The following is a 25760-nucleotide window of genomic DNA, read 5'->3' as shown; positions in this document are numbered from 1 at the left end:
CGGCACCGCCGAGCCTCGCCCCGCCGTCCGCCGCGCCGCCCGCACCGCCGGCCCCGCCCGCGTCCAGCCCGCCCGGCCCCTCCGCCCCGCGGCTCACCAAGGGCGAGGAGCACCTCCCCGTCGACATGCGCAAGCGACTGTCCCTGCGCAAGGAACAGGTCGCGGTCAGCCTGCGCAAGCACGGCGCCACCGGTGTCACCGCGCGCGTCGTCCTGGTCCTCGACGCCTCCGGCTCCATGTCCTTCCTGTACTCCAAGGGCGTGGTCGCCGACGTGGTGGAGCGCATGGCCGCCGTCGCCGCGCAGCTGGACGACGACGGGGAGATGCAGGCCTGGACCTTCGCCTCGAACCCGGCACGGCTGCCCGACCTGAGGCTGGGCGACCTCCCGGAGTGGCTGCGGCTGCACGTGCGGGTGGGGGAGGTGGGGCTCTTCCGCCGGGGACGGAAGAAGGGACTGCGGGACGACCAGGTCGACATGCGCGCGGTCGGCATCCAGAACGAGGAGCAGAAGGTGATCGCCGAGGTCCGGGCCTTCGTCCGGGACAACCCGGCGCAGGCACCGACCCTGGTGCTGTTCTTCTCCGACGGCGGCGTCTACCGCAACAGCGAGATCGAGCGGGAGCTGCGGGAAGCGGTGGAGGAGCCGGTCTTCTGGCAGTTCGTGGGCCTCGGCCGGTCCGACTACGGCGTGCTGGAGCGGTTCGACACCTTGCCCGGCCGCCGCGTGGACAACGTCGGCTTCTTCGCCGTGGACGACATCGGCACCGTCCCCGACCAGGAGCTGTACGACCGCCTGCTGTCCGAGTTCCCGTCCTGGATCACCGCCGCCGGCCGGGCGGGCATTCTCTGACGTGCCCGCCCCGGCCGGTGGCTACTCCGGTCGGCTTTCCGGGCCGCCGAAGTCCGGGCTGCTGTAGTCCGGGCTCGAATAGCTCGGGCGCGCGCCCTCCCGGCCGTCGTCCGGGCTGGTGAACCCCGGGCGGTCGTAGCCCAGGTGCGGCATCCGGCTCGCCGGCGCCGGTCCCGTGGGGTGCAGCGCGACCGCCGCGTTCGGATCGGTGAGCGCCTCCCGCAGGAACGGGACGATGCCGCGCTCCAGCAGGGCGTCGTGCCAGGCCTCCCTGGCCCGGGCCACCTCCCCGTCGAGTTCGCCGTAGCGGCCGGACTCGGCGGAGGGCCGGTTGCGCAGGGCGGTGAGCAGCAGCCCCACCCCCGCGACGAGGATGGCGACGGCGGTCATACCGCCGAACACCCATCCCGTGGTGAGCATGGTCCGCGCGAACGCCTGCCCCGGATCGAGCATCCTCAGGACGTAACCGACGAGCAGGAAGATCGCCGCGGCGGTGCCGGCCAGGACGGGTGCCAGGACGGCGACGACCGCGACCGCGCCCGCGCCGGTGGCCTCGGCGGCCTCCCCCACGGTGGCGGCCAGACCCACCGCGCCGGTGCCCGGCTCGTCGGAGCCGGAGTCGCGCGCGGACGGCGAGGACGACGGCGCCGGATGACGCAGTTCCTCGCGGACCTTCACATAGTGCTGGTACTCGGTGGTGGCCGCCGCCGTGATCAGTGCGGTGGCGTTGAGTGCCATGGTGCGCAGTTGTTCGGCGTTGAGCCGCTGTCCGACAGCGGCCAGTTCCGGGCGGTGTGGTGCGGAGCGCAGCGCCTCGTCGAGGACCCGCTCGTACTCCTGGCGGTCCTCGTTCGACAGATGCTGCGGAACGCTGTTCATGTGCATCCCCCGATGCTCCGTAGGGCTTGGGGCTCGCATGCCAACGAGCCGTCGGGCAGAAACGGAGGGGAGCCTGCTACGGATAAGCCGATGGTAGAGCGGCGACGGCGCGGGGTGACAGGGGGTTTCCAGAAATTGGGTGCCGACCTGTGGGACCGCCGCCGCGGAAAGAACGGCCTGGCGAACGGTCAGGCGTCCAGCGGAAGTTGCTGGACCAGCAGCTTTCCGGCCATGGTCACGCCGCCGTCCATCGCGATGGCCAGCCCGTCCGCGTAGACGTGGGGTCCCTCGACCGCGGTACGGGTGTCGTCCTCGCCGTCCTCGGAGCCGACCTCGCCCAGGAGGTAGGGGATGGGGCTGTGGCCGTGGACGATGCGCGTGCCGCCGTACGTGTCCAGCAGCGAGCGGACGGCGTCGGCGCCGCCCTCGTCGCGGAAGGAGAAACGCTTGGTGAGCTTGCGGAACAGGTCCCACACCTCTTCCGCGTCGTTGCGCGTGAGCGTCTCGCGGATGGTGTCGTTGACCTCCTCGATGGAGCGGCCGTAGTCGAGGTAGGTGGTGGCGTCCGAGTGGACCAGGAGGTGGTCGTCGACCTCTTCCATGGCGTCGAGGCGGGCCATCCACTGCAAATGGTGGTCCTGGAGCCGGTCCATGTCGGTCTTCTGGCCGCCGTTGAGCAGCCAGGCCGCCTGGAAGGTGGCGGTGCCGGCGCCGGAGTTGACGGGGGTGTCGCCGAACCGCTTGGCGCCGAGCAGCAGCAGCTCGTGGTTGCCCATGAGCGCCTTGCAGTAGCCGCCGGCCGCGGCGGCCTCGGCGGACAGCCGCATCACCAGGTCGATGACGCCGATGCCGTCCGGGCCGCGGTCGGTGAAGTCGCCGAGGAACCACAGGCGGGAGGTGCCCGCGCACCACTGTCCGGCGGCGTCGACGAGGCCCTTCTCCTGGAGGGCGGCGATCAGCTGGTCCAGATAGCCGTGCACGTCGCCGACGACGAACAGCGGCCCCTGGCCCGTGGCGGACTGCGCCACCGGGACCGGCTCGGGGTCGACGGTCACCTGGACCGTGTCACCCCTACGGATGACGGGCAGATCGCGCTGGGTGGGCGTGTACCCCTCCGGATAGGCCTCCTCGAACCCCTCCTCGGAGGGGGGAGCGGCCTCGCCGGCGTGCGTGCCGGTGGCGGCGTACGGAGCGGCCTCGTGGACGTACGCGGGCACCCGGAAGTCGCGCACCGTCGCCGTCCGCTCCACCTCGGGTCCCTGACCGGCCCCCTGAGTCATCGACCCCTCCACCATCGCGCCGCATCTGCACCGCTTCGGACTGCCTGGTCGCAGCGGCCCGCGGTGTGTGGGCCCATCATAGGAATGCGGATCGCTCTGTGTGATGACCCAGGGGTGGTGAATCAGAGCAGGACTCCGGTTCACCGTGGCTTTCGCCCCGATTGGGCCGGGCTTGGCCCGTCCGTGACGGTCGGCCCGGCCCCTACTCGGGCTCGGGCGACCGCGGCGGGCTGACCGTCGTCCGGGGCGGGCGGCGCTGCGACGACGTCCGCACGATCAGCTCCGTCGGTATCACCTGCTCGACCGTCTGCTCGGAGTCGAGTCCCTCGATGGCGTCGATGAGGAGCTGGATCACGGCCGTGCCGATGCGGCGGGGCTTCAGCGACAGGGTGGTGATGGGCGGCTCGGTGCTGGCGTACACCGTGGACTCGCTACAGCAGACCAGCAGCAGGTCCTCCGGGACGCGCAGGCCGTAGCGGCGGGCGGCGGCGAGCAGGTCGGTGCCGTTCGGATCGAACAGGCCGTACACGGCGTCGGGCCGGTCGGGCCGGGCGAGCAGCCGGTCGGCGGCCACGGCTCCCGCGCACGGATCGTGCGCCGGATAGGCCTCGTAGACCGGGTCCTGTCCGACGCGCTCGCACCAGTGCAGGTAGTCGGTGGTCGACAGATGGGTGTACGTGTCCGTCGTGGTGCCGGTGAGCAGGCCGATCCGGCGGGCGCCGGCGGCGGCCAGGTGGTCGAGGATGCCGAGCACGGCGGCCTCGTGGTCGTTGTCGACCCAGGCGGTGACGGGGAGCTCGCCGGCCGGGCGGCCGTCGGAGACGACCGGTAAGCCCTGCCGGACCAGTTCGCCGACGACCGGGTCCTGGTCGGAGGGGTCGATGACGACCGTGCCGTCCAGGGCGACGTTGGACCACACGTCGTGGCGGGAGGTCGCCGGGAGGATCACGAGGGCGTAGCCGCGGGCGAGCGCGGCGGAGGTGGCGGCGCGCGCCATCTCGGCGAAGTACGCGAACTCGGTGAAGGTGAAAGGTTCATTCCCGTACGTCGTCACGGTCAGGCCGATGAGTCCCGACTTGCCGGTGCGCAGCGTGCGGGCGGCGGCCGACGGCCGGTAACCCAGCCGGTCGGCCACCTCGCGCACATGGCGCCGGGTGGCATCCGGAAGTCTGCCCTTGCCGTTGAGGGCGTCGGAGACGGTCGTGATGGATACTCCGGCGGCGGCGGCCACGTCTCTGATACCCGCCCGGCCCGGCCGGCTGCCTCGACGTGAGGTTTCCGCGCGGCTCACCTGGTGCTTCCCTGCTGCTGTCATGGCGAGCCGATAGTAGGGCTCATGCGGCGGGGTAGGGCGGACGCATATGCACGCGTTGACAGGCACGTTTCTGCATGATCATGAGAGCCTAACAGGCTTGGAAACCAAGGCAGTTGGCGGCCGAAACCCCAGTACCTGACGTGTCGGCGAGCAGGGGCCTGCCGACCCGCCGATGTTGCGAAGAGGTCTCAACTCACCTGCACGAGGGATGCGCGCCACGGCGCGAGCCACCGGCGCGTAGATATATGTGCAGCGCGCCCCCCGAATCGTGCGCCTTCGTATGCCGATGCCCCTGATGCCGATGTGACGGAGGAGGTCCGGCCGCCCCTATACGCAGCGGCGCCGAATCCTCATAAGGTGAGAAGTATTCGATGCCGGTGGTGGTCACGAGGAGGACTGCGGTGAGCGAGACGAGCCCCAAGCTGCGCGCCGAGCTGGAGGGAATTCCCACCTACAAGCCGGGCAAGCCCGCCGCGGCGGACGGGCCGGTGGCCTACAAGCTGTCCTCCAACGAGAACCCGTACCCGCCGCTGCCGGGTGTGATGGAGACGGTCGCGGCCGCGGCCTCGTCCTTCAACCGGTACCCGGACATGGCCTGCACCGCCCTGATGAGCGAGCTGTCGGAACGTTTCGGCGTCCCTGTCTCCCACCTGGCCACCGGTACCGGGTCGGTCGGCGTGGCGCAGCAGCTGATCCAGGCGACCTCCGGCCCCGGCGACGAGGTGATCTACGCCTGGCGTTCCTTCGAGGCGTACCCGATCATCGCGCAGATCAGCGGTGCGACGTCCGTGAAGGTGCCGCTGACGCCGGGCGATGTGCACGACCTGGACGCCATGGCCGACGCGATCACCGACCGGACGCGGCTGATCTTCGTCTGCAACCCGAACAACCCGACCGGCACGGTGGTGCGGCGGGCCGAGCTGGAGCGCTTCCTCGACCGGGTGCCGAGCGACGTGCTCGTGGTCCTCGACGAGGCGTACCGCGAGTTCATCCGCGACCCCGAGGTGCCGGACGGCGTCGAGATCTACCGTGAGCGGCCCAACGTCTGTGTGCTGCGGACCTTCTCCAAGGCGTACGGCCTCGCCGGGCTGCGGGTGGGCTTCGCGATCGCCCATGAGCCGGTGGCGGCCGCGCTGCGCAAGACGGCCGTTCCCTTCGGCGTGAGCCAGATCGCCCAGGAGGCGGCGATCGCCTCGCTGCGGGCCGAGGACGAGCTGATCGGGCGAGTCGGCTCGCTGGTCTGCGAGCGCAACCGTGTGGTCGACGGTCTGCGCGCGCAGGGCTGGACGGTGCCGGAGACCCAGGCCAACTTCGTGTGGCTGCGCCTGGGGGAGCGCACGGTCGCCTTCGCGGAGGCGTGCGAGCGGGCCGGCGTGGTCGTGCGGCCGTTCGCCGGTGAGGGTGTCCGGGTGACGGTCGGGGAGAGCGAGGCGAACGACATCTTCCTGAAGGTGTCGGAAGCGTTCCGCAAGGAGATCTGACGAGGCGGTGGGCGTCAGGCGGCCACCGGGGCGGTGGGCGTCAGGCGGCCACCAGGGCGGTGGGCGTCAGGCGTCCACCGTCTCCACGCGTACCGGGTCGCCGTTGCGCACCGTCGCCAGTTGGCGGGGGTCGCCGTCGAGGCGGCCGAGGACGTTGCACGGGCTCGCGAGGCGGCACTCGTCGCCTTGCGAGATCGGCGTGGGGCCGTACGGCAGAGCCAGTGCGTCGCCGTCGGTCCAGAAGGCGACGGTGCCCGGCTCGACGACCTGCCGGGCGTCCGTTTCACGTGAAACCGACACACCTGTGTCGAAGTAGACCTCCTCGCCCCAGGTGTGGGCGGAGGCGGTGAGCGGCAGGGCCTTGAGAAGCGCCTGCGTGGTGGGGGTGTCCTCAAGGGACGCGGTGAGGTGACCCGCGGGCCATGAGATGCGGATCCGTGCGTACTGCTCCTGCTTGTCCGTGGTGTCCATGCCGCGGATTCAACAAGATGTTGAAGTTCTTGCCAAGGGGTTGACGTCACAGGGGACCCCCCTTCCGGCGTCGAAAAGCTGTAGGTCATAATTGCTTGTGAATGTGAACGCGTTCACAAGCGTGTCGGGTTGCTCCCAACTTAGGTGGCACATACACGCACAAACTGCCGGAATCGCGGCGATGCAAGGAGGCCGACGACGTGGACATGGCTTTGGCGCCGGAGACACTGGCGCGATGGCAGTTCGGCATCACGACCGTCTACCACTTCCTCTTCGTGCCGCTGACGATCTCGCTGGCCGCTCTCACGGCCGGGCTGCAGACCGCCTGGGTGCGCACGGAGAAGGAGAAGTACCTCAGGGCGACGAAGTTCTGGGGCAAGCTCTTCCTGATCAACATCGCCATGGGTGTCGTCACCGGCATCGTGCAGGAGTTCCAGTTCGGCATGAACTGGTCCGACTACTCCCGCTTCGTCGGTGACATCTTCGGTGCGCCGCTCGCGTTCGAGGCGCTGATCGCCTTCTTCTTCGAGTCGACCTTCATCGGCCTGTGGATCTTCGGCTGGGACAAGCTGCCGAAGAAGGTCCACCTGGCCTGCATATGGATGGTCTCGATCGGCACCCTGCTGTCGGCGTACTTCATCCTCGCCGCCAACTCCTGGATGCAGCACCCCGTCGGCTACCGGATCAACGAGGAGAAGGGCCGCGCCGAACTCACCGACTTCTGGCAGGTCCTCACCCAGAACACCGCGCTCAACCAGGTCTTCCACAGCTTCTCGGCGGCCTTCCTGACGGGCGGCGCCTTCATGGTGGGCATCGCCGCCTTCCACCTGATGCGCAAGAAGCACATCCCCGTGATGCGGACCTCGCTGCGGCTCGGCCTGGTCACCCTGGCGGTCGGCGGCCTGCTCACCGCCATCAGCGGCGACACCCTCGGCAAGGTCATGTACGAGCAGCAGCCGATGAAGATGGCCGCAGCCGAGGCCCTGTGGGACGGTGAGCAGCCGGCGCCCTTCTCCGTCTTCGCCTACGGCGACGTCGACAAGGGGCACAACGAGGTCGCCCTGGAGATCCCCGGCCTGCTGTCCTTCCTGGCCCACAGCGACTTCGACTCGTACGTGCCCGGCATCAACGACACCAACAAGGCCGAGCAGCAGAAGTTCGGGCCCGGTGACTACAAGCCCATCGTGCCCGTCGCCTACTGGGGCTTCCGGTGGATGATCGGCTTCGGCATGGCGTCCTTCTCGCTCGGGCTGCTGGGGCTGTGGCTGACCCGGAAGAAGTTCATGCTGCCGGCGGCCTGGCGGACCGGTGACGACGAGGTGCCCCACCTGGTGCTGCTGAAGAAGCCGCTCGGGTCGAAGCTCTCCCGGCTGTACTGGCTGGCGGCGGTCTGGACGATGGCCTTCCCGCTGATCGCCAACTCCTGGGGCTGGATCTTCACCGAGATGGGCCGTCAGCCCTGGGTCGTCTACGGCCTGTTCCAGACCCGCGACGCGGTCTCCCCCGGTGTCTCCACCGCCGAGGTCCTCATCTCGATGATCGCCTTCACCCTGCTCTACGCCGTCCTCGCCGTCATCGAGGTCAAGCTGCTGGTGAAGTACGTCAAGGCCGGCCCGCCCGAGCTCACCGAGGCCGACCTCAACCCGCCCACGAAGATCGGCGGCGACGTCCGTGACGCCGACAAGCCGATGGCCTTCTCGTACTAGGCCGAGGGAGCTGCACAGTCATGGAACTGCACGACGTCTGGTTCGTCCTGATCGCCGTCCTGTGGACCGGCTACTTCTTCCTGGAGGGCTTCGACTTCGGGGTCGGCGTGCTCACCCGGCTGCTCGCCCGTGACCGGGCCGAGAAGCGGGTGCTGATCAACACGATCGGTCCCGTCTGGGACGGCAACGAGGTGTGGCTGCTGACGGCCGGCGGCGCGACCTTCGCCGCCTTCCCCGAGTGGTACGCCACCCTCTTCTCCGGCTTCTACCTGCCCCTGCTGGTCATCCTGCTCTGCCTGATCGTGCGGGGTGTCGCCTTCGAGTACCGGGTGAAGCGGCCCGAGGAGCGCTGGCAGCGCAACTGGGAGACCGCGATCTTCTGGACCTCGCTGATCCCGGCGTTCCTGTGGGGCGTCGCCTTCGGCAACATCGTCCACGGAGTGAAGATCGACCGGGACCTGGAGTACGTCGGCACCGTCTGGGACCTGCTGAACCCGTACGCCCTCCTCGGCGGTCTGGTCACGCTGACCCTGTTCACCTTCCACGGGACGGTGTTCACCGCGCTCAAGACCGTCGGTGACATCCGCGAACGGGCACGGACACTGGCGCTGCGGGTGGGTCTCGTCACCGCGGTCCTGGCCCTCGCCTTCCTGGTGTGGACGCAGGCCGACAGCGGCGACGGCAAGAGCCTGGTCGCGCTGGTGGTGGCCGTCGCCGCCCTGGTCGTCGCGCTGGCGGCGAATCAGGCGGGCCGCGAGGGCTGGGCGTTCGCGCTGTCCGGTGTCACCATCGTGGCCGCCGTGGCGATGCTCTTCCTGACGCTCTTTCCGAACGTCATGCCGTCCACGCTCGACGCGGACTGGAGCCTCACCGTCACCAACGCCTCGTCCAGCCCGTACACCCTGAAGATCATGACCTGGCTGGCCGCGATCGCCACGCCGGTGGTCCTGCTCTACCAGGGGTGGACGTACTGGGTGTTCCGCAAGCGGATCGGCACCCAGCACATCGCCGAAACCGCGCACTGAGTCCCGGCGGGGTGTGTTTCACGTGAAACCGATCGATCCACGGCTGCTGCGGTACGCCCGCGCCACCCGGCTCTTCCTCGCGGCGGTCGTCGTCCTCGGCGCCGTCGGGGCCGGGTTGGTCGTCGCCCAGGCGATGCTCATCGCCGAGGCGGTGGTGGGCGCCTTCCAGCACGGCATGACGGCCGCCGAACTCCGCACCCCGCTGCTGCTGCTGGTGGCCGTCGCCTGTGGCCGTGCTCTGGTCGGCTGGCTCACCGAGCTGGCCGCGCACCGGGCGAGCGCGGCCGTGAAGTCGGAGCTGCGGGGCCGGCTGCTGGACCGGGCGACGGCGCTCGGCCCCGGCTGGCTGAGCGGGCAGCGCACCGGGTCGCTCGTCGCCCTGGCCACCCGGGGCGTCGACGCCCTCGACGACTACTTCTCGCGCTACCTGCCGCAGTTGGGGCTCGCGGTGGTCGTGCCGGTGGCGGTGCTGGCGCGGATCGTCACCGAGGACTGGGTCTCGGCGGCCATCATCGTCGCCACCCTGCCGCTCATCCCGGTCTTCATGATGCTGATCGGCTGGGCCACGCAGTCCCGCATGGACCGGCAGTGGCGGCTGCTGTCCCGGCTGTCCGGGCACTTCCTGGACGTGGTCGCCGGGCTGCCGACGCTGAAGGTGTTCGGGCGGGCCAAGGCGCAGGCCGAGTCGATCAAACGCATCACCGGCGAGTACCGGCAGGCGACCATGCGGACCCTGCGGATCGCCTTCCTGTCGTCCTTCGCCCTGGAACTGCTCGCCACGCTCTCGGTGGCGCTCGTCGCCGTGACCATCGGCATGAGGCTCGTCCACGGCGACATGGCCCTGTACGACGGCCTGGTCGTGCTCGTGCTCGCGCCCGAGGCGTATCTGCCGCTGCGGCAGGTGGGCGCGCAGTACCACGCGGCAGCTGAGGGGCTCGCCGCCGCCGAGGAGATCTTCTCGGTGCTGGAGACGCCCGCACCCGCCCGGGGCAAGGGGCCGGTGCCGACGGAGGGCGCGCTGTCCTTCGAGGGGGTGACCGTGCGCTACCCCGGGCGAGCCGCGGACGCCGTGGCGGACGTGGACCTCGTCGTCGAACCCGGGGAGACGGTCGCGCTCGTCGGGCCGAGCGGCGCGGGCAAGTCGACGCTGCTGCACGCCCTCCTCGGCTTCGTCCGTCCGTCCCGGGGGCGGATCACGATCGGCGGGGCCGATCTCACCGGCCTCGACCCGGCGCAGTGGCACGCCCACGTCGCCTGGGTGCCGCAGCGCCCGCACCTGTTCGCGGGCACGGTCGTCGAGAACGTACGGCTGGCCCGTCCCGACGCGGACGACGCGGCGGTGCGGCGGGCGCTGCGCGACGCCGGGGCGCTGGAGTTCGTGGACGCGCTGCCGGAGGGAGCGGGCACAGTGCTCGGTGAGGACGGTGCCGGACTGTCCGCCGGACAGCGGCAGCGGCTCGCCCTGGCCCGGGCGTTCCTCGCGGACCGGCCGGTGCTGCTGCTCGACGAGCCGACGGCCGCCCTGGACGGCGCGACCGAGGCCGAGGTCGTGGCCGCCGTGCGCAGGCTGGCGGCCGGCCGGACCGTGCTGCTGGTGGTGCACCGGCCGGCCCTGCTGGAGGTGGCCGACCGCGTGGTGCGGCTGGACGAACCGGTCGCCGCCCCCGTGGCCGCCGGTGCCGCGAAGCCCACGGTGGACCGCCCGGCCACGGAGGCGCCGGGTGCCGCAGGACCGACGACGGCCGGTGATCCGGGCACGGCGGTTCGCACGCCGGTCCCCCCGACCGGGATCACCGGCGGATCGGGCACGAGGCGACCGGCGGCAGGCTCACCGGCCGGAGTCCTCGCCCGGGTGCGCGCGATGTCCGCCGCCCGGCGCGGTCGGCTCGGCCTCGCGCTGCTCCTCGGGAGCCTCGCGCTGGGCAGCGCCGTAGGACTCATGGCCACCTCGGGGTGGCTGATCTCGCGGGCCTCGCAGCAGCCGCCGGTGCTGTATCTGATGGTGGCCGTGACGGCGACGCGCGCCTTCGGGATCGGGCGGGCCGTGTTCCGCTACGCCGAGCGGCTCGTCTCGCACGACGCCGTGCTGCGGATGCTGGCCGACACCCGGGTCGCCGTGTACCGGCGCTTGGAGCGACTCGCGCCCGCCGGTCTGCGCCGCAGCCGGCGCGGTGACCTGCTGTCCCGGCTCGTCGCCGACGTCGACGCCCTCCAGGACTACTGGCTGCGCTGGCTGCTGCCCGCCTGCACCGCGGTGGCCGTCTGCGCCGCGTCGGTCGGCTTCACGGCCTGGCTGCTGCCGGAGGCCGGTGCCGTGCTCGCCGCCGGGCTGCTCGCGGCCGGGGTCGGCGTCCCGCTGCTCACCGGGGCCGTGGCACGGCGGGCCGAGCACCGGCTGGCGCCCGCTCGCGGCGTACTGGCCACCCGGGTGACCGACCTGCTCACCGGTACGGCCGAACTGACCGTCGCCGGGGCCCTGCCCGGGCGGGCCGCCGAGGCGCGTCGGGCCGACGGCACGCTCACCCGGATCGCCTCGCGGGCGGCCACGGCCACCGCGCTGGGCGACGGCCTCGTCGCGCTGATCTCCGGCCTGACCGTCGCGGGCGCCGCGCTCACCGGCGTCCAGGCGGTGGCCGACGGGCGCCTCGCCGGCGTGGCCGTCGCCGTCGTGGTCCTCACCCCGCTGGCCGCGTTCGAAGCGGTCCTCGGACTGCCGCAGGCCGTGCAGTACCGCCAGCGCGTGCGCAGGAGCGCCGAGCGGGTGTACGAGGTGCTCGACGCGCCCGAGCCCGTACGGGAACCCGAGCGGCCGCGGGAGGCGCCCGCGTCACCGTTCCCGGTCGTCCTCGAAGGGCTGGCCGCGCGCCACGCCGGGCAGGAACGGGACGCCCTCGCGGGAGTCGACCTCACGTTGGCGGAGGGCCGCCGCATCGCCGTGGTCGGACCGTCCGGCTCCGGCAAGACGACGCTGGCCCAGGTGCTGCTGCGGTTCCTGGACCCCGACGCGGGTTCCTACACCCTGGCCGGCACAGACGCGGACGCCCTGGCCGGGGACGACGTACGGCGGCTCGTCGGGCTGTGTGCGCAGGACGCGCACCTCTTCGACAGCTCGGTGCGCGAGAACCTGCTCCTGGCCAGGAAGGACGCCACCGAGCCCGAGCTGCGCGCCGCGCTGGCGCGGGCCCGGCTGCTGGACTGGGCGGACAGCCTGCCCGACGGCCTGGACACCCTGGTCGGCGAGCACGGGGCGCGGCTGTCCGGCGGGCAGCGGCAGCGGCTGGCCCTGGCCCGGGCGCTGCTCGCCGACTTCCCCGTTCTCGTGCTGGACGAGCCGGCCGAGCACCTCGACCTGCCGACCGCCGACGCGCTCACCGCCGATCTGCTGGCCGCCACCGAGGGCCGGACGACCCTGCTCATCACGCACCGGCTGGCGGGTCTGGACGCGGTGGACGAGGTGATCGTGCTGGACGAGGGCCGGGTCGTGCAGCGGGGCGCCTACGCGGAGCTGGCGGCCGTGGAGGGGCCGCTGCGGACGATGGCCGAGCGGGAGGCGGCGTCGGAACTGCTGGTGGGAGCCCGGTGACGGCGCGACCCGGAGCGGGCGCCGGCCCGCCCCGGAACGGGCACGCGACCGCGGCCGTGCACGAGGCATCGCTATTCCGACTTTCCTGAACAAACCCGTCTGATTAGGCTCGGTCCATGCCCGCAGCCACGCCCCCCGGCCGCCCGCCGCCCCGCGACGGCGTCTCGGCCGAGTTCCTGGCGCGGGTGCCGAAGCTGCTGGAGGCGATGCGGTCGGTCGGCACCGGGCTGGAGCTGCACACCACGCTGAACCGCATCTGCGAGACCGCGGCCGATCTCGCGGACGCCCGGTACGCGGCCATCGGCGTCGTCGCCGAGGACGGCGACGGGCTCGCCGCGTTCGTCCACCACGGCATGGACGAGGCGACCGCCCGGCGGATCGGGCACCTGCCCGACGGCCGCAAGGGCCTGCTGGGCGCCCTCATCCGCGACCCGGAGCCGGTCCGGCTCACGGACCTGACCGACGACCCCCGCTCCTGCGGCTTCCCCGAGCACCACCCGCCGATGCGCGGCTTCCTGGGGGTGCCCATCCGGGTGCAGGGGGAGATCTTCGGCAACCTCTACGTGACCGACAAGCGGGACGACGAGCCGTTCGACGACTACGACCTCGCGATGGTCCGTGTCCTCGCCACGGAGGCCGGTGTCGCCATCGGCAACGCGCGGCTGTACGAGGCCGCGCAGCAGCGGGAGCGCTGGATCGACGGGTCGGTCGCCGTGACCACCGCGCTGCTGTCCGGCGGCGACACCGACGACGCACTCCAGGTCGTCGCGGAACAGGCCCGCCGACTCTCCGGAGCGGCCGCCGGGATCGTGCTGCTGACCGCCGACGGGGGAGGCATGGAGATCGCCGCCGTCGCCGCACCGCGGCCCACGGACGCGCTCGGCACGGTCATCCCGCCGGACAACGGCGTGATCGCCGAACTTCTCTCCGGGCGCGCCGTGTTCGTGGACGACGCGGCCACCGACCCGCGGCTGGACACCGGGCCGGTGCGGGCCTACGGGCCGATCATGCTGCTGCCGCTGTGCGACGACGGGCGGGTCCTCGGCAGCCTGGTCATGCCCCGGGCACGGGGCGGGCATCCGTTCACGCGGACCGAGCGCGCGCTCGGCGGCCAGTTCGCCGCGCAGGCCGCGCTGGCGCTGATGATGGCCGACGCGCAGCGTGACCGGGAACGGCTCGCCGTGTACGAGGACCGGGACCGCATCGCCCGGGACCTGCACGACCTCGTCATCCAGCGGCTGTTCGCCACGGGCATGATGCTGGAGAGCGCCCAGCGCGGCCCCCTCGTGCCCGAGGTCCGCGACGGGGTGGGCAGGGCGGTGGACGAACTCGACGTGACGATCCAGGAGATCCGCTCGGCGATCTTCGCGCTGCGGCAGCCCGCCGAGGCTCCCGCTGGGCTGCGCGCCAGGGTGCTGCGCGAGATCGGCATGGCGGCCGTGCCGTTGGGCTTCACGCCCTCGCACCGTTTCGTCGGCCCGGTGGACGACGCGGTGGGCGACCTGACCGGCAAGAACCTCATCGCCGCCCTGCGCGAGGCCCTGTCCAACGCCTTCCGGCACGCCAGGGCCACCCGGATCGACGTGGTGGTCGACGCGGAGGCGACCCTGCCGGACGGGCGGCCGGGCGTCCGGCTGACCGTCGCGGACGACGGCGTCGGCATCCCCCAGGGCGGGCGGCGCAGTGGGCTGCACAACCTGGAGCGCCGCGCCGAGACCCTCGGCGGCGTCAGCCGCGTCGGCCCCGGCACCGGCGCGGACGGCGGCGGGACGACGGTGCTGTGGGAGGCACCGTACTGAGGCCGCGTCAGGACATCGCCCAGTACTGAGGCGGCATCAGGAAGGCGTGCTCGCGGCCGAGTCGGCGTCGCCCGTGTGCAGCAACCGCGCTGGGCCGTGTGCAGCAACCGGTCCCCCGCGCGTACGACGCGGACAGGACCGCGCACCCGTTTCCGGGCCACGATCGCTGCCATGCGCTCATCTCGCCGCCATCCGCTGCTCGTCCCGGTGGTGCTGTGCGCACTCGCCGTGCTCGCGGCCCGTCCCACCGGGGCCGCCGACGAGGACGGCGGCTCCGGCACCGCCGCCGGTACTCAGGTCGCCCGGCTGTACGAGGAGGCCGCCAAGGCCACCCAGGAGTACGAGCGGGGCCGGCGCGAGGCCGAGACGCAGCGGTCGAAGGCCCGGCACTACGAGGAACTGCTCGACGAGCAGCGGCAGGAGCTCGCCGCCCTGCACGAGGACCTGGGCAGTCTCGCCCGCGCCCAGTACCGCAGCGGAGGCGGCCTTCCGCTGACCGCCCGGATGATCCTCGCCGACGACCCGGACGGGCTGATGCGGGGCCGGCACGCGCTGAGCCGGGCGGACCGGGCCGTCGACACGGCCATCGGCCGGAGCGTGCGGGCCGAGGCCCGGCTCGCCGCCGACGAGGCCCGGGCGAGGGCGGCCTGGCAGACGCTGGAGAAACGGAACGGTGAGCTCGCGGACCTCAAGGAAAAGATCGAGGGCAAGCTGCTGGCGGCGCGGGCGCGGCTGGCGGGGGAGGCGGACGCCTCGGTGGCGGCCGGCTCCTGCCCGGGCGCGGTCCGCCTGGACCAGCCGGAGTCGCGCCCCTCACCGGCGTGGGTCACCCCGGTGGAGACGTACGAACTGTCGGCATCCTTCGGCAGCGGCGGGGCGCGGTGGGCGAACCGCCACACCGGGCAGGACTTCGCGGTGCCGGTCGGGACGCCGGTGCGGGCGGTCGGCGAGGGCCGGGTGGTGAAGGTGTCGTGCGGCGGCGCCTTCGGCATCCAGGTCGTTCTCGAGCACCCGGGCGGCTACTACACGCAGTACGGCCATCTCGCCGCCGTCGCCGTCGGCCAGGGGGAGCGGGTCGAAGCGGGGCAGTGGATCGCCCAGTCCGGCAGCACCGGCAACTCCACCGGGCCCCATCTGCACTTCGAGGTGCGGGTCACGCCGGAGACGGGCTCGGCCGTGGACCCGGTGCCCTGGCTGGCACACCGCGGGGCGCGCCTCTGACCGGGGCCGCCACGGGGCCGGGCCCGGTCCTACGCCGTCCGCTCCAGGATGCGCTCGATCACCACCGCGACCCCGTCGTCGTTGTTGGCGACCGTCCGCCCCGACGCGGCGGCGATCACGTCCGGGTGCGCGTTGCCCATGGCGTAGGACTGCCCCGCCCAGGTGAGCATCTCGACGTCGTTCGGCATGTCACCGAAGGCGACGACCTCCTCGTGCGAGATGCCGCGCTCGGCGCAGCACAGGGCCAGCGTGCTGGCCTTGGAGACCTCCGGGCCGCTGATCTCCAGCAGGGCGCTGGGGCTGGACCGGGTGACGTTGGCGCGGTCGCCGATGGCGAGGCGGGCCAGTGTGAGGAAGGCGTCGGGCTCCAGGTCGGGGTGGAAGGCGAGGATCTTGAGGACCGGCTCGGCCGCGGCGCGTCCGTCCGCCGCCAGCAGCTCCTCGGCGGACGCGAGGGTGTCGGGCACCTCGATGTGCATCCTCGGGTACTCCGGCTCCTGGTGGAAGCCGTACGTCTGCTCCACCGCGTACAGGGTGCCGGGGGCCGCGTCGCGCAGCAGCCGCACCGCGTCCAGCGCGTTCTCGCGGGCCAGCTCCCGGACCTTCACGAAGCGGTGGGCGCCGGGGCCGCCGTGCAGGTCGACCACGGCGGCGCCGTTTCCGCAGATGGCGAGGCCGTGCCCGTGGACGTGCTCGCTGACGACGTCCATCCAGCGGGCGGGGCGGCCGGTGACGAAGAAGACCTCGATCCCCGCCTTCTCGGCGGACGCCAGGGCGGCGACCGTGCGCGGGGAGACCGACTTGTCGTCGCGCAGCAGGGTGCCGTCCAGGTCGGTGGCGATCAGGCGCGGGCGCACGGCGGCGGCCGGGGTCTCGGGCTGTCGGGTCGCTGAGGTCACCCGGCCATTGTCACGCAGATGCCCGCACGCCCGTGCGGGAGTCCGCACATCTGTGAGCTACGGCTCTCATCGGTGCCCCGCCCGGTCAGCGCAGCTGGGCCGGCGCCTCTATGGCGATCTTCTCGAAGACCTTGTCGTCCGCGGCAAAGTCCGAACCGGGGATCGGCCAGTGCACGACGATCTCGGTGAAGCCCAGGTCCCGGTGCCGTCCCGCGAAGTCCACGAACGCGTCCACGGACTCCAGTGGCCGGCCGCGGTCCGGGGTGAAGCCGGTGAGCAGCACCTTGTCGAGCTCGGCCACGTCGCGGCCGATCTCGGCGCAGGCGTCGGCCAGCTTCTCGGCCTGCCCCCGCAGGGCCCGCGCCGACTGCTCCGGAGTGCCGTTCTCGTACAGCTTCGGGTCGCCGGTGGTCACCCATGCCTGCCCGTACCGCGCGGCCAGCCGCAGCCCGCGCGGACCGGTGGCGGCCACCGCGAACGGCAGCCGGGGCCGCTGGACACAGCCGGGGATGTTGCGCGCTTCGTGCGCCGCGTAGAAGTCGCCCGTGTACGACACCGACTCCTCCGTGAGCAGCCGGTCGAGCAGCTGGAGGAACTCGGCGAACCGGTCGGCCCGCTCGCGCGGCGTCCACGGCTCCTGGCCGAGCGCCGTGGCGTCGAAGCCGGTGCCGCCCGCTCCTATGCCCAGGGTGACCCGTCCGCCGGAGATGTCGTCGAGGGAGATCAGCTCCTTGGCGAGCGTGACCGGGTGCCGGAAGTTCGGCGAGGTCACCAGGGTGCCCAGGCGCATCCGCTCCGTGACCGCCGCGGCGGCGGTCAGGGTCGGCACGGCACCGAACCACGGGCCGTCCCGGAAAGTCCGCCAGGACAGGTGGTCGTAGGTGTACGCGCTGTGGAAGCCGAGCTGCTCGGCACGAGTCCAGGTCGAACGGCCGCCCTCGTGCCAGCGGCGGTACGGGAGGATCACGGTGCTCAGACGCAGACTCATGCCGTCGAGCCTATGCGGACGGCCAGGTTTCACGTGAAACGACCAGACGGGTTTCACGTGGAACCGTCGCTGCCGTCATCGCACGCGGCTGCTCAGCCAGGGGGTGAGCAGAACCATCGGCACGAGTTCCTTGTGCGCGCGGTCGCCGGGCAGCGGCACGATCAGGCGGTAGCCGGGCGGAAAACGGCGGGCCCGGACATGAGCCAGACCGCCGAAGACGGAGCGGAGGAACGCGGGCACGTCGTCACGTGGGATGTCGGGGCACTCCACGGTGTCGACCGTGATCAGCGCGTCGTCCTCGGGAAAGAGCCGCACGCTCACCCGGGGCACCCCGCCGAACTCGGCGAAGGCCTCGTGGGGGAGGGAGCCGTCGGGATCGGTGGTCACGCCCAGGCCCGCGGCGCTGCGACGGGACGTCTGATCGGCGCCGATGTCATGGGTCACCTCGATCTCCCGCGCGTACTCCGCGGCGACGGCGACGAGGGCGGCCACGGCGGACTCGGTGGTCGGCAGATGCTCCATGCCGTCGATCATGCAGGGTCAGTGCGTACCGGGGAAGCGCAGGTAGCGCGGCGGTACGGCCTTGGTCAGCCAGACCCCGTTCGCGCTGACGTGGAAGACATGGCCGTCGCGGTGCATGGCGGCGGCGTCCACCGACAGCACGACCGGCCGGCCGCGGCGTGCGCCGACCCGGGTGGCGGTCTCCCGGTCCGGCGAGAGATGCACGTCGTGCCGGTTCATGGGGCGCAGGCCCTCGGTGCGGATCGCGTCGAGGACGCGGGCCACGGTCCCGTGGTACAGGTACGGCGGCGGGTCCGCCGCGGGCAGCCCGAGTTCCACGTCGACGCTGTGGCCCTGACTGGCCCGGATGCGGCCGCCCTCGACGGCGAAGCGCCGTTTGTCGTTGGTGGCGACCACGTGGTCCAGCTCGTGCCGGGTGAAGCGGAAGCCGTGCGCGGCCGCCGCGGCGATCAGTGTGTCGATCTCGACCCAGCCGGCCTCGTCGAGCGTGAGCCCGATCCGCTCCGGCTGGTGCCGCAGATGCTTCGACAGGTACTTGGACACCTTCACGGTGCGTCTGTCGTCCATGGGTTCTCTGTTCATACGACCAGCGTGCCGAGCGGGGCGGGCGGCGCGCGATCGATTTTCCGTGGGCTAGAGCCGCGGTGACACCCGGCTCAGCCGGCGCAACGCCCCCGGCAGGAAGCGGGACATGAGATGGGCGCCGCGGGCCTCGGGCGTGACGGGGACGACGGCCCGGTCGTGCACGACGGCCTCCAGGATCGCGCCGGCGACCTTCTCGGGCGGGTAGTTGCGCCTGCCGTACAGCCGTGCGGTGCGCTGTTGCAGGCGCTTCTCCTCGCTCGCGTCGACCCCGGCGAAGCGCGCCGTCGAGGTGATGTTGGTGTTGACGATGCCGGGGCAGATCGCGGTGACGCCGATGCCCTGCCCGGACAGTTCGGCGCGCAGGCACTCGCTGAGCATCAGCACGGCCGCCTTCGAGGTGCTGTAGGCGGGCAGCAGCCGGGAGGGCAGGAAGGCGGCCGCCGACGCGGTGTTCACGATGTGCCCGCCCTGTCCCCGCTCGGCCATCTGCCGGCCGAAGAGACGGCAACCGTGGATCACGCCCCACAGATTGACGTCGAGAACCTTCTTCCAGTCCTCCGGCGTCGTCTCGAAGAAGGAGCCGGACAGGCCGATCCCGGCGTTGTTCACGAGGACGTCGACCACGCCGTACTCGGCGGCGACCCTGGCCGCGAGCTTCTCCATGGACTGCTCGTCGGAGACGTCGGCGGTCTCCGCCCAGGCCTGCCGGGCACCCGCCAGCCGCGCCAGCTCCGCGGTGCGGGCCGCGGACCCGGCGTCCCGGTCGACGGCCACCACACGCGCGCCGGCCTCGGCGAACGCGAGCGCCGTCGCCCGTCCGATGCCGCTGCCCGCACCGGTGACCAGGACCAGCTGACCGCCGAAACGGTCGGCGTGCCTGCCGCTCGCCGACACCTCGGTCCGCCCGTCCTCGACGGTGGTGACGAACTCCGAGATCCAGTCCGCCAGCCGGTCGGGCCGGGTGCGCGGCACCCAGTGCTTGGCGGGCAGGGTGCGGCGGGTGAGCCGCGGCGCCCACTGCTCCAGTTCGTCGTAGAGCCGCTCCGACAGGAAGGCGTCCCCGAGGGGCGTGACGAGCTGGACGGGCGCGTGCGCGTGGGCGTCGGCGCGCGGGTTCCGCAGCCGGGGCCGGACGTTGTCCCGGTACAGCCAGGCACCGTGCGCGGCGTCCGTGGGCAGGGACGCGGTCGGGTAGTCGCCGGCGGGCACCTGCTCCACGCGCCGCAGGATCCCCGGCCAGCGCTTGCCGAGGGGGCCGCGCCAGGCCAGTTCGGGCAGCACCGGCGTGTGCAGCAGGTAGACGTACCAGGACTTGGCGCCCTGGCCGAGGAGCTGGCCCACCCGGCGGGGCGTGGGCCGCTTGATCCGCCGGTTGATCCAGTGGCCGAAGTGGTCGAGGGACGGCCCCGACATGGAGGTGAAGGACGCGATCCGGCCCTTGGTGCGCTCGACCGTGACGAACTCCCACGACTGCACCGAGCCCCAGTCGTGACCCACCAGGTGCACGGGCCGGCCGGGGCTGACCGCGTCCGCCACGGCCAGGAAGTCGTCCGTCAGCTTCTCCAGCGTGAACCCGCCGCGCAGCGGGCTCGGCGCGCTGGAGCGGCCATGGCCCCGGACGTCGTAGAGCACCACGTGGAACCGGCCGGCGAGGCGGCCGGCCACCTCGGACCAGACCTCCTTGCTGTCCGGGTAGCCGTGCACCAGGACGACCGTCGGCCGCTGCGGGTCGCCCAGCTCGGCCACGCACAGCTCCACATCGCCCGACCGCACCCAGCGCTCCCGCGCACCGTCCAGCACCGCCATCGCTCCTCCGCCCAGTGCCGCCCGCGCGGCAGTTCGTCGTTCGGCCGGTGGGGGTCCGGCCGCCCCGTCGCACCCGTCCCGGCCGCCCCCGCCGGCCGCGCTGCTCGCTCGTCACGTGACGCCGCCGAATCTCCCAGTTGTTAGACCAAGCGTCAATAGGGCGGTCGCGGCGCCGGCCTCGCAGGCCTCGCCATGGCCCTCAGGTACGGCGTCCCCTACGGGCCCGTACTACTCGAGTCTGACCCCAAGACGGCTCTCCGGTCTGACGACCGGGGTGGTGGGCGTCACTACTGTCGTGGACGTGACTGTGATCGCGACCGAAAGCCTGAGCAAGCGGTTCCCCCGGGTGACCGCGCTCGACCGGCTCTCCGTGGACATCGGATCCGGTGTGACCGGACTCGTGGGCGCCAACGGCGCCGGCAAGTCCACTCTGATCAAGATCCTGCTGGGTCTGTCTCCCGCCACCGAGGGCCGGGCCGAAGTGCTCGGTCTCGACGTCGCGACCAAGGGCGCCGACATCCGCGAGCGGGTCGGCTACATGCCGGAGCACGACTGCCTGCCACCCGACGTCTCGGCCACCGAGTTCGTCGTCCACATGGCGCGCATGTCCGGCCTGCCGCCCACCGCCGCCCGCGAACGGACCGCCGACACCCTGCGCCACGTCGGCCTGTACGAGGAGCGCTACCGCCCCATCGGCGGCTACTCGACCGGCATGAAGCAGCGCGTGAAGCTCGCGCAGGCCCTCGTCCACGACCCGCAACTGGTCTTCCTGGACGAGCCGACCAACGGCCTCGACCCGGTCGGCCGCGACGAGATGCTCGGCCTCATCCGCCGCGTCCACACCGACTTCGGCATCTCGGTCCTCGTCACCTCCCACCTCCTCGGCGAACTGGAACGCACCTGCGACCACGTGGTCGTCGTCGACGGCGGCAAGCTGCTGCGCTCCAGCTCCACCACCGACTTCACCCAGACCACGACGACCCTCGCGATCGAGGTCACCGACTCCGACGAGCACCCCGACGGCACCCGCGCCGTCCGCGACGCGCTCCACGCGCGCGGGGTGACCACCGAGGACGGCAGCGGACTGCCCGGCGCCGGCCACGTCCTGCTGCTCAGCGCGTCGGGCGACGAGACGTACGACCTCGTCCGCGACGTCATCGCGGACCTCGGCCTCGGCCTGGTGCGCATGGAGCAGCGCAGGCACCACATCTCGGAGGTCTTCAAGGACAGCGACGCAGCACGGAAGGAGGCGGTCGGCCATGGCAACTGAACAGCCCCTGCCGGCACCGGCCACGATGCCGGGCGACCAGACCCGCATCCACAACATCGGCTACCGCAGCTACGACGGCCCCCGCCTCGGCCGCGCCTACGCCCGCCGCTCCCTGTACTCGCAGTCCCTGCGCGGCGCCTACGGCCTCGGCCGCTCGGCCAAGTCCAAGGTGCTGCCGATGCTGCTGTTCGTGGTGATGTGCCTGCCCGCCGGCATCATGGTCGCCGTCGCCGTCGCCACCAAGGCGAACGACCTGCCGCTGGACTACACGCGCTACGCGATCGTCCTCCAGGCCGTCATCAGCCTCTACGTCGCCTCCCAGGCACCCCAGTCCGTCTCGCGCGACCTGCGCTTCAAGACGGTGCCGCTCTACTTCTCGCGGCCCATCGAGACCGCCGACTACGTCCGCGCCAAGTACGCGGCACTGGCCTCGGCCCTGTTCGTCCTCACCGCCGCGCCCCTGCTGGTCCTCTACGTGGGCGCCCTGCTCGCCAAGCTCGACTTCGCGGACCAGACCAAGGGATTCGGACAGGGACTCGTCTCCGTGGCACTGCTCTCGCTGCTCTTCGCCGGCCTCGGCCTGGTCGTCGCCTCGGTCACCCCGCGCCGCGGCTTCGGCATCGCCGCCGTCATCGCCGTCCTGACCATCACCTACGGCGCGGTCTCCACCCTCCAGGCCATCGCCGACGTCCAGGGCAGCACCTCAGCCGTGCCCTGGATCGGCCTGTTCTCGCCGATCACCCTCATCGACGGCGTGCAGTCCGCCTTCCTGGGCGCCACGTCCTCCTTCCCCGGCGGAACCGGCCCGAGCACCGCCGAGGGCGCGTTCTACGTCCTTGTCACCCTCGGCCTGATCGCCGGCGCCTACGGCCTCCTGATGCGCCGCTACAAGAAGGTGGGACTGTGACCACGCTCAGCATCGACCACGTCTCCCGCTGGTTCGGCAACGTGGTCGCCGTCAACGACATCACCATGACGATCGGCCCCGGCGTCACCGGCCTCCTCGGCCCGAACGGCGCCGGGAAGTCCACCCTGATCAACATGATGGGCGGCTTCCTCGCCCCCTCCACCGGCACCGTCACCCTCGACGGGCAGCAGGTCTGGCGCAACGAGGCCATCTACAAGCACATCGGCGTCGTCCCCGAGCGCGAGGCGATGTACGACTTCCTCACCGGCCGCGAGTTCGTCCTCGCCAACGCCGAGCTGCACGGCCTCGGCGCCAGGGCGGCCGACCAGGCGCTCGCCACGGTCGAGATGGCCTACGCGCAGGACCGCAAGATCGCCACGTACTCCAAGGGCATGCGGCAGCGCGTGAAGATGGCCTCCGCCCTCGTCCACCAGCCCTCCCTGCTCCTGCTCGACGAGCCGTTCAACGGCATGGACCCGCGCCAGCGCATGCAGCTGATGGACCTGCTGCGCCGCATGGGCGACGAGGGCCGCACCGTGCTGTTCTCCTCGCACATCCTCGAAGAGGTCGAACAGCTCGCCTGGCACATCGAGGTCATCGTCGCCGGACGCCACGCGGCCAGCGGCGACTTCCGCAAGATCCGCCGTCTGATGACCGACCGGCCGCACCGCTACCTGGTGCGCTCCAGCGACGACCGGGCCCTCGCCGCCGCGCTGATCGCCGACCCGTCGACGTCCGGCATCGAGGTCGACCTCGCCGAGGGCGCCCTGCGCGTCCAGGCCGTCGACTTCGGCCGGTTCACGGCCCTGCTGCCCAAGGTCGCCCGCGACCACGGCATCCGGCTGCTCACGGTCTCGCCGTCCGACGAGTCCCTCGAGTCCGTCTTCTCGTATCTCGTCGCGGCGTAGGAGGCCGAAGAATGTACGACCCCACAGTCGCCCGGCTCACCTACCGGGCCCTGCTCGGCCGCCGCCGGGCCCTCATCCTCGGCGCGCTCCCGCTGCTGCTGCTCGTCATCGCCGTGGTGGTGCGGGCCCTCACCGGAGCCGACGACCAGACGGCCTCGGACGTGCTCGGCGGGTTCGCCCTCGCCACCATGGTGCCGATCATCGGCGTCATCGCCGGCACCGGCGCCATCGGCCCCGAGATCGACGACGGCTCGGTCGTCTACCTGCTGTCCAAGCCGATCAAGCGGCCGACGATCATCTTCACCAAGCTGATCGTCGCCGTCGCCGTGACCATGGTCTTCTCCGCCGTGCCCACGCTGCTCGCCGGGCTGATCCTCAACGGCAACGGCCAGCAGGTCGCCGTCGCCTACACGATCGCCGCGCTGGTCGCCTCCATCGCCTACGCCGCGCTCTTCCTGCTGCTGGGCACGGTGTCCCGGCACGCGGTGGTCTTCGGCCTGGTCTACGCCCTCGTCTGGGAGGCCCTGTTCGGCTCCCTGGTGCCGGGCGCCCGCACGCTGAGCGTCCAGCAGTGGTCGCTCGCGGTGGCCCAGAAGGTCGCCGACGGCAACCTGGTCACCTCCGACGTGGGCCTGCCGACCGCGACGGTGCTGCTGGTCGGGGTCACCGTGCTCGCGACCTGGTACGCCGGCCAGAAGCTGCGGTCGCTCACGCTCGCGGGGGAGGAGTGACCGGGCCGCACCGGCCCCGACGGCGGCGCGGGCGGAAGGCGCCGTACGTCCGCTTTTAATCGGTGGCACCCGGCTTGCCGTACCGGCACTGTGGTGGATGCACGAGGCCGGACGGCACCGGCGAATCGGCGGCCGCTTCGAGCACGCGGGACACCTCGCGTGGGCCGACCGACGGGGACGCCGGTGCCGCCCGGACCGTGCCGGCGAAGGAACGGCCCCGGAGGTCCGGGGCCCGCCCTCGGGCCGCCGTCAGGCCGACAGCAGCCGCTCCAGCACCACGGCGATCCCGTCCTCGTCGTTCGAGGACGTCACCTCGTCGGCCACGGCCTTCAGCTCCTCGTGGGCGTTGGCCATCGCCACGCCCCGGGCGGCCCAGCCGAACATCGGGACGTCGTTGGGCATGTCCCCGAAGGCGATCGTGTCCGCCGCCTTCAGCCCGAGCCGGCGGGCCGCCAGCGACAGCCCCGTCGCCTTCGACAGCCCCAGCGGAAGAAGCTCGACGACCCCGGCACCGGCCATGACGACCGTGACGAAACCGCCCGCGGCCTGCCGGGCGGCCTCCGCCAGCTCGTCGTCCGACAGCGTCGGATGCTGGATGTAGATCTTGTTCAGCGGAGCGGACCACAGATCCGACGCGTCGGTGAACGGAACCGCCGGAAGATGACCGCCGACCGCGTAACCCGGCCCGACCAAAACATCGCCCTCCAGGCCGTCGCGGCTGGCCGCCAGGTACAGCGGCCCGGTCTCCGCCTCGATCTTGGCCAGCGCCACCCCGGCCAGCTGGCGGTCCAGCGTGACGGAGGTCAGCAGCCGGTGCTCCCCGGCGTGGTACACCTGCGCGCCCTGGCCGCAGACGGCGAGGCCGTCGTACCCCAGGTCGTCCAGTATGTGCCGGGTCCACGGCACCGCACGCCCGGTGACGACGATGTGGGCCGCGCCCGCCGCGGTGGCCGCGGCGAGCGCCTCACGGGTGCGCGACGAGACCGTGTCGTCGCCGCGCAGCAGCGTGCCGTCGAGATCGGTGGCGATCAGCCGGTACGGGAAACCCCCGGCGGAACCGGCCTCGGGCGCCACGGCGGAACCGGCCTCGGCGGAAGCGGTGTCAGTCACTTGGCCACCGGCTCCAGGACCTCCCGGCCGCCCAGGTACGGGCGCAGCACCTCGGGCACGCGCACCGAGCCGTCGGCCTGCTGGTGGTTCTCCAGGATCGCCACGATCGTGCGCGGCACCGCGCACAGCGTGCCGTTGAGCGTCGCCAGCGGGCGCACCTTCTTGTCCTCGCGGACGCGGATCGACAGGCGGCGGGACTGGAACTCGGTGCAGTCCGAGGTCGAGGTCAGCTCGCGGTACTTGCCCTGGGTCGGGATCCACGCCTCGCAGTCGTACTTGCGCGAGGCCGAGGAGCCCAGGTCGCCCGAGGCCACGTCGATCACCCGGAACGGCAGCTCCAGCGAGGTCAGCCACTGCTTCTCCCACTCCAGCAGGCGCTGGTGCTCGGCCTGCGAGTCCTCGGGGAGGACGTAGGAGAACATA

At 72.1% G+C, this 25760-nt stretch carries 22 protein-coding genes; 11 read left to right on the top strand and 11 right to left on the bottom strand.

Translation table 11 applies throughout. The features are described 5' to 3' along the window. Positions 1 to 851, top strand: an 851-nt coding sequence (locus tag GTW67_RS25650; RefSeq protein WP_161167146.1) for a vWA domain-containing protein, incomplete at its 5' end; no start/stop codon positions are given. Positions 852 to 872: 21 nt separating this feature from the next. Here GTW67_RS25650 and GTW67_RS25645 read toward each other — a convergent pair. The 3 genes from GTW67_RS25645 to GTW67_RS25635 all read right to left on the bottom strand — a co-directional run bounded on the left by GTW67_RS25645 (position 873) and on the right by GTW67_RS25635 (position 4325). Continuing rightward, positions 873 to 1736, bottom strand: a complete 864-nt coding sequence (locus GTW67_RS25645) for a hypothetical protein (protein ID WP_161167145.1) — start codon at positions 1734 to 1736, stop codon at positions 873 to 875. A gap of 182 nt (positions 1737 to 1918) precedes the next feature. After that, on the bottom strand, positions 1919 to 3025 hold the full coding sequence (gene sppA / locus GTW67_RS25640) for a Ser/Thr/Tyr protein phosphatase SppA (RefSeq protein ID WP_272920533.1): 1107 nt from the start codon (positions 3023 to 3025) through the stop codon (positions 1919 to 1921). Positions 3026 to 3212: 187 nt separating this feature from the next. Continuing rightward, entirely contained in the window at positions 3213 to 4325 is a 1113-nt protein-coding gene (locus GTW67_RS25635; protein WP_161167143.1) for a LacI family DNA-binding transcriptional regulator, read from the bottom strand. 401 nt (positions 4326 to 4726) lie between these two features. Between GTW67_RS25635 and hisC the strand changes: the two genes are divergently transcribed. Then, positions 4727 to 5806: a histidinol-phosphate transaminase gene (gene hisC, locus GTW67_RS25630; protein WP_161167142.1), complete on the top strand. Its 1080-nt coding sequence runs from the start codon at positions 4727 to 4729 to the stop codon at positions 5804 to 5806. Positions 5807 to 5872: 66 nt separating this feature from the next. Here hisC and GTW67_RS25625 read toward each other — a convergent pair whose 3' ends face one another. Next, on the bottom strand, positions 5873 to 6277 hold the full coding sequence (locus tag GTW67_RS25625) for a cyclophilin-like fold protein (RefSeq protein ID WP_161167141.1): 405 nt from the start codon (positions 6275 to 6277) through the stop codon (positions 5873 to 5875). 200 nt (positions 6278 to 6477) lie between these two features. Between GTW67_RS25625 and GTW67_RS25620 the strand changes: the two genes are divergently transcribed. From GTW67_RS25620 to GTW67_RS25600, 5 genes are all read left to right on the top strand, one after another. Beyond that, entirely contained in the window at positions 6478 to 7983 is a 1506-nt protein-coding gene (locus GTW67_RS25620; RefSeq protein WP_161167140.1) for a cytochrome ubiquinol oxidase subunit I, read from the top strand. A gap of 20 nt (positions 7984 to 8003) precedes the next feature. After that, complete coding sequence (cydB, locus tag GTW67_RS25615) at positions 8004 to 9008, top strand: cytochrome d ubiquinol oxidase subunit II (protein WP_161167139.1); 1005 nt, start codon at positions 8004 to 8006, stop codon at positions 9006 to 9008. 22 nt (positions 9009 to 9030) lie between these two features. Then, entirely contained in the window at positions 9031 to 12591 is a 3561-nt protein-coding gene (gene cydD / locus GTW67_RS25610; RefSeq protein WP_161167138.1) for a thiol reductant ABC exporter subunit CydD, read from the top strand. A gap of 116 nt (positions 12592 to 12707) precedes the next feature. Further along, positions 12708 to 14390: a GAF domain-containing sensor histidine kinase gene (locus GTW67_RS25605; protein WP_161167137.1), complete on the top strand. Its 1683-nt coding sequence runs from the start codon at positions 12708 to 12710 to the stop codon at positions 14388 to 14390. A 171-nt stretch (positions 14391 to 14561) separates the two neighbouring features. Beyond that, the gene (locus GTW67_RS25600) at positions 14562 to 15611 is read left to right on the top strand and encodes a peptidoglycan DD-metalloendopeptidase family protein (RefSeq protein ID WP_161167136.1); all 1050 of its coding nucleotides are present in this window, start codon (positions 14562 to 14564) and stop codon (positions 15609 to 15611) included. Positions 15612 to 15640: 29 nt separating this feature from the next. Here the strand turns inward: GTW67_RS25600 and GTW67_RS25595 are convergent, their stop codons facing one another. The 5 genes from GTW67_RS25595 to GTW67_RS25575 form a co-directional block, all read right to left on the bottom strand. After that, positions 15641 to 16528, bottom strand: coding sequence for a Cof-type HAD-IIB family hydrolase (locus GTW67_RS25595; protein WP_161167149.1), 888 nt, complete (start codon positions 16526 to 16528; stop codon positions 15641 to 15643). A gap of 67 nt (positions 16529 to 16595) precedes the next feature. Further along, complete coding sequence (locus tag GTW67_RS25590; RefSeq protein ID WP_161167135.1) at positions 16596 to 17498, bottom strand: LLM class flavin-dependent oxidoreductase; 903 nt, start codon at positions 17496 to 17498, stop codon at positions 16596 to 16598. A 75-nt stretch (positions 17499 to 17573) separates the two neighbouring features. After that, positions 17574 to 18032 carry a hypothetical protein gene (locus tag GTW67_RS25585; protein WP_161167134.1) on the bottom strand — a complete coding sequence of 153 codons (459 nt, stop codon included), beginning with the start codon at positions 18030 to 18032 and terminating at the stop codon, positions 17574 to 17576. Between the two features lie 6 nt (positions 18033 to 18038). Further along, positions 18039 to 18587: an RNA 2'-phosphotransferase gene (locus GTW67_RS25580; protein WP_161167148.1), complete on the bottom strand. Its 549-nt coding sequence runs from the start codon at positions 18585 to 18587 to the stop codon at positions 18039 to 18041. A gap of 66 nt (positions 18588 to 18653) precedes the next feature. Further along, the gene (locus tag GTW67_RS25575; protein WP_161167133.1) at positions 18654 to 20411 is read right to left on the bottom strand and encodes an SDR family oxidoreductase; all 1758 of its coding nucleotides are present in this window, start codon (positions 20409 to 20411) and stop codon (positions 18654 to 18656) included. Positions 20412 to 20718: 307 nt separating this feature from the next. On the opposite strand from GTW67_RS25575, the gene GTW67_RS25570 reads away from it, so the two are divergent. Genes GTW67_RS25570 through GTW67_RS25555 form a run of 4 tightly spaced genes read left to right on the top strand, consistent with a single transcriptional unit; the run spans position 20719 to position 24227 of the window. After that, positions 20719 to 21681: an ATP-binding cassette domain-containing protein gene (locus GTW67_RS25570; protein WP_161167147.1), complete on the top strand. Its 963-nt coding sequence runs from the start codon at positions 20719 to 20721 to the stop codon at positions 21679 to 21681. After that, on the top strand, positions 21671 to 22588 hold the full coding sequence (locus GTW67_RS25565; RefSeq protein WP_161167132.1) for an ABC transporter permease: 918 nt from the start codon (positions 21671 to 21673) through the stop codon (positions 22586 to 22588). The genes GTW67_RS25570 and GTW67_RS25565 overlap by 11 nt, the downstream gene beginning before the upstream one ends. Then, positions 22585 to 23496 carry an ATP-binding cassette domain-containing protein gene (locus tag GTW67_RS25560; RefSeq protein WP_161167131.1) on the top strand — a complete coding sequence of 304 codons (912 nt, stop codon included), beginning with the start codon at positions 22585 to 22587 and terminating at the stop codon, positions 23494 to 23496. Before GTW67_RS25565 ends, GTW67_RS25560 begins: the two co-directional genes overlap by 4 nt. 11 nt (positions 23497 to 23507) lie before the next feature. Further along, positions 23508 to 24227, top strand: a complete 720-nt coding sequence (locus GTW67_RS25555) for an ABC transporter permease subunit (protein WP_161165557.1) — start codon at positions 23508 to 23510, stop codon at positions 24225 to 24227. A 249-nt stretch (positions 24228 to 24476) separates the two neighbouring features. On the opposite strand, the gene GTW67_RS25550 is transcribed toward GTW67_RS25555, so the two are convergent. Both GTW67_RS25550 and GTW67_RS25545 read right to left on the bottom strand, forming a co-directional pair. Next, entirely contained in the window at positions 24477 to 25301 is an 825-nt protein-coding gene (locus GTW67_RS25550; protein ID WP_161165567.1) for a Cof-type HAD-IIB family hydrolase, read from the bottom strand. Positions 25302 to 25333: 32 nt separating this feature from the next. Next, on the bottom strand, positions 25334 to 25760 hold a 427-nt coding region (locus GTW67_RS25545), incomplete at its 5' end, for an aminoacyl--tRNA ligase-related protein (protein ID WP_346010738.1).

The sequence above is a fragment of the Streptomyces sp. SID5910 genome (assembly GCF_009862125.1).
GTDB lineage: Bacteria > Actinomycetota > Actinomycetes > Streptomycetales > Streptomycetaceae > Streptomyces.
This window is presented reverse-complemented; position numbering and strand designations above follow the sequence as displayed.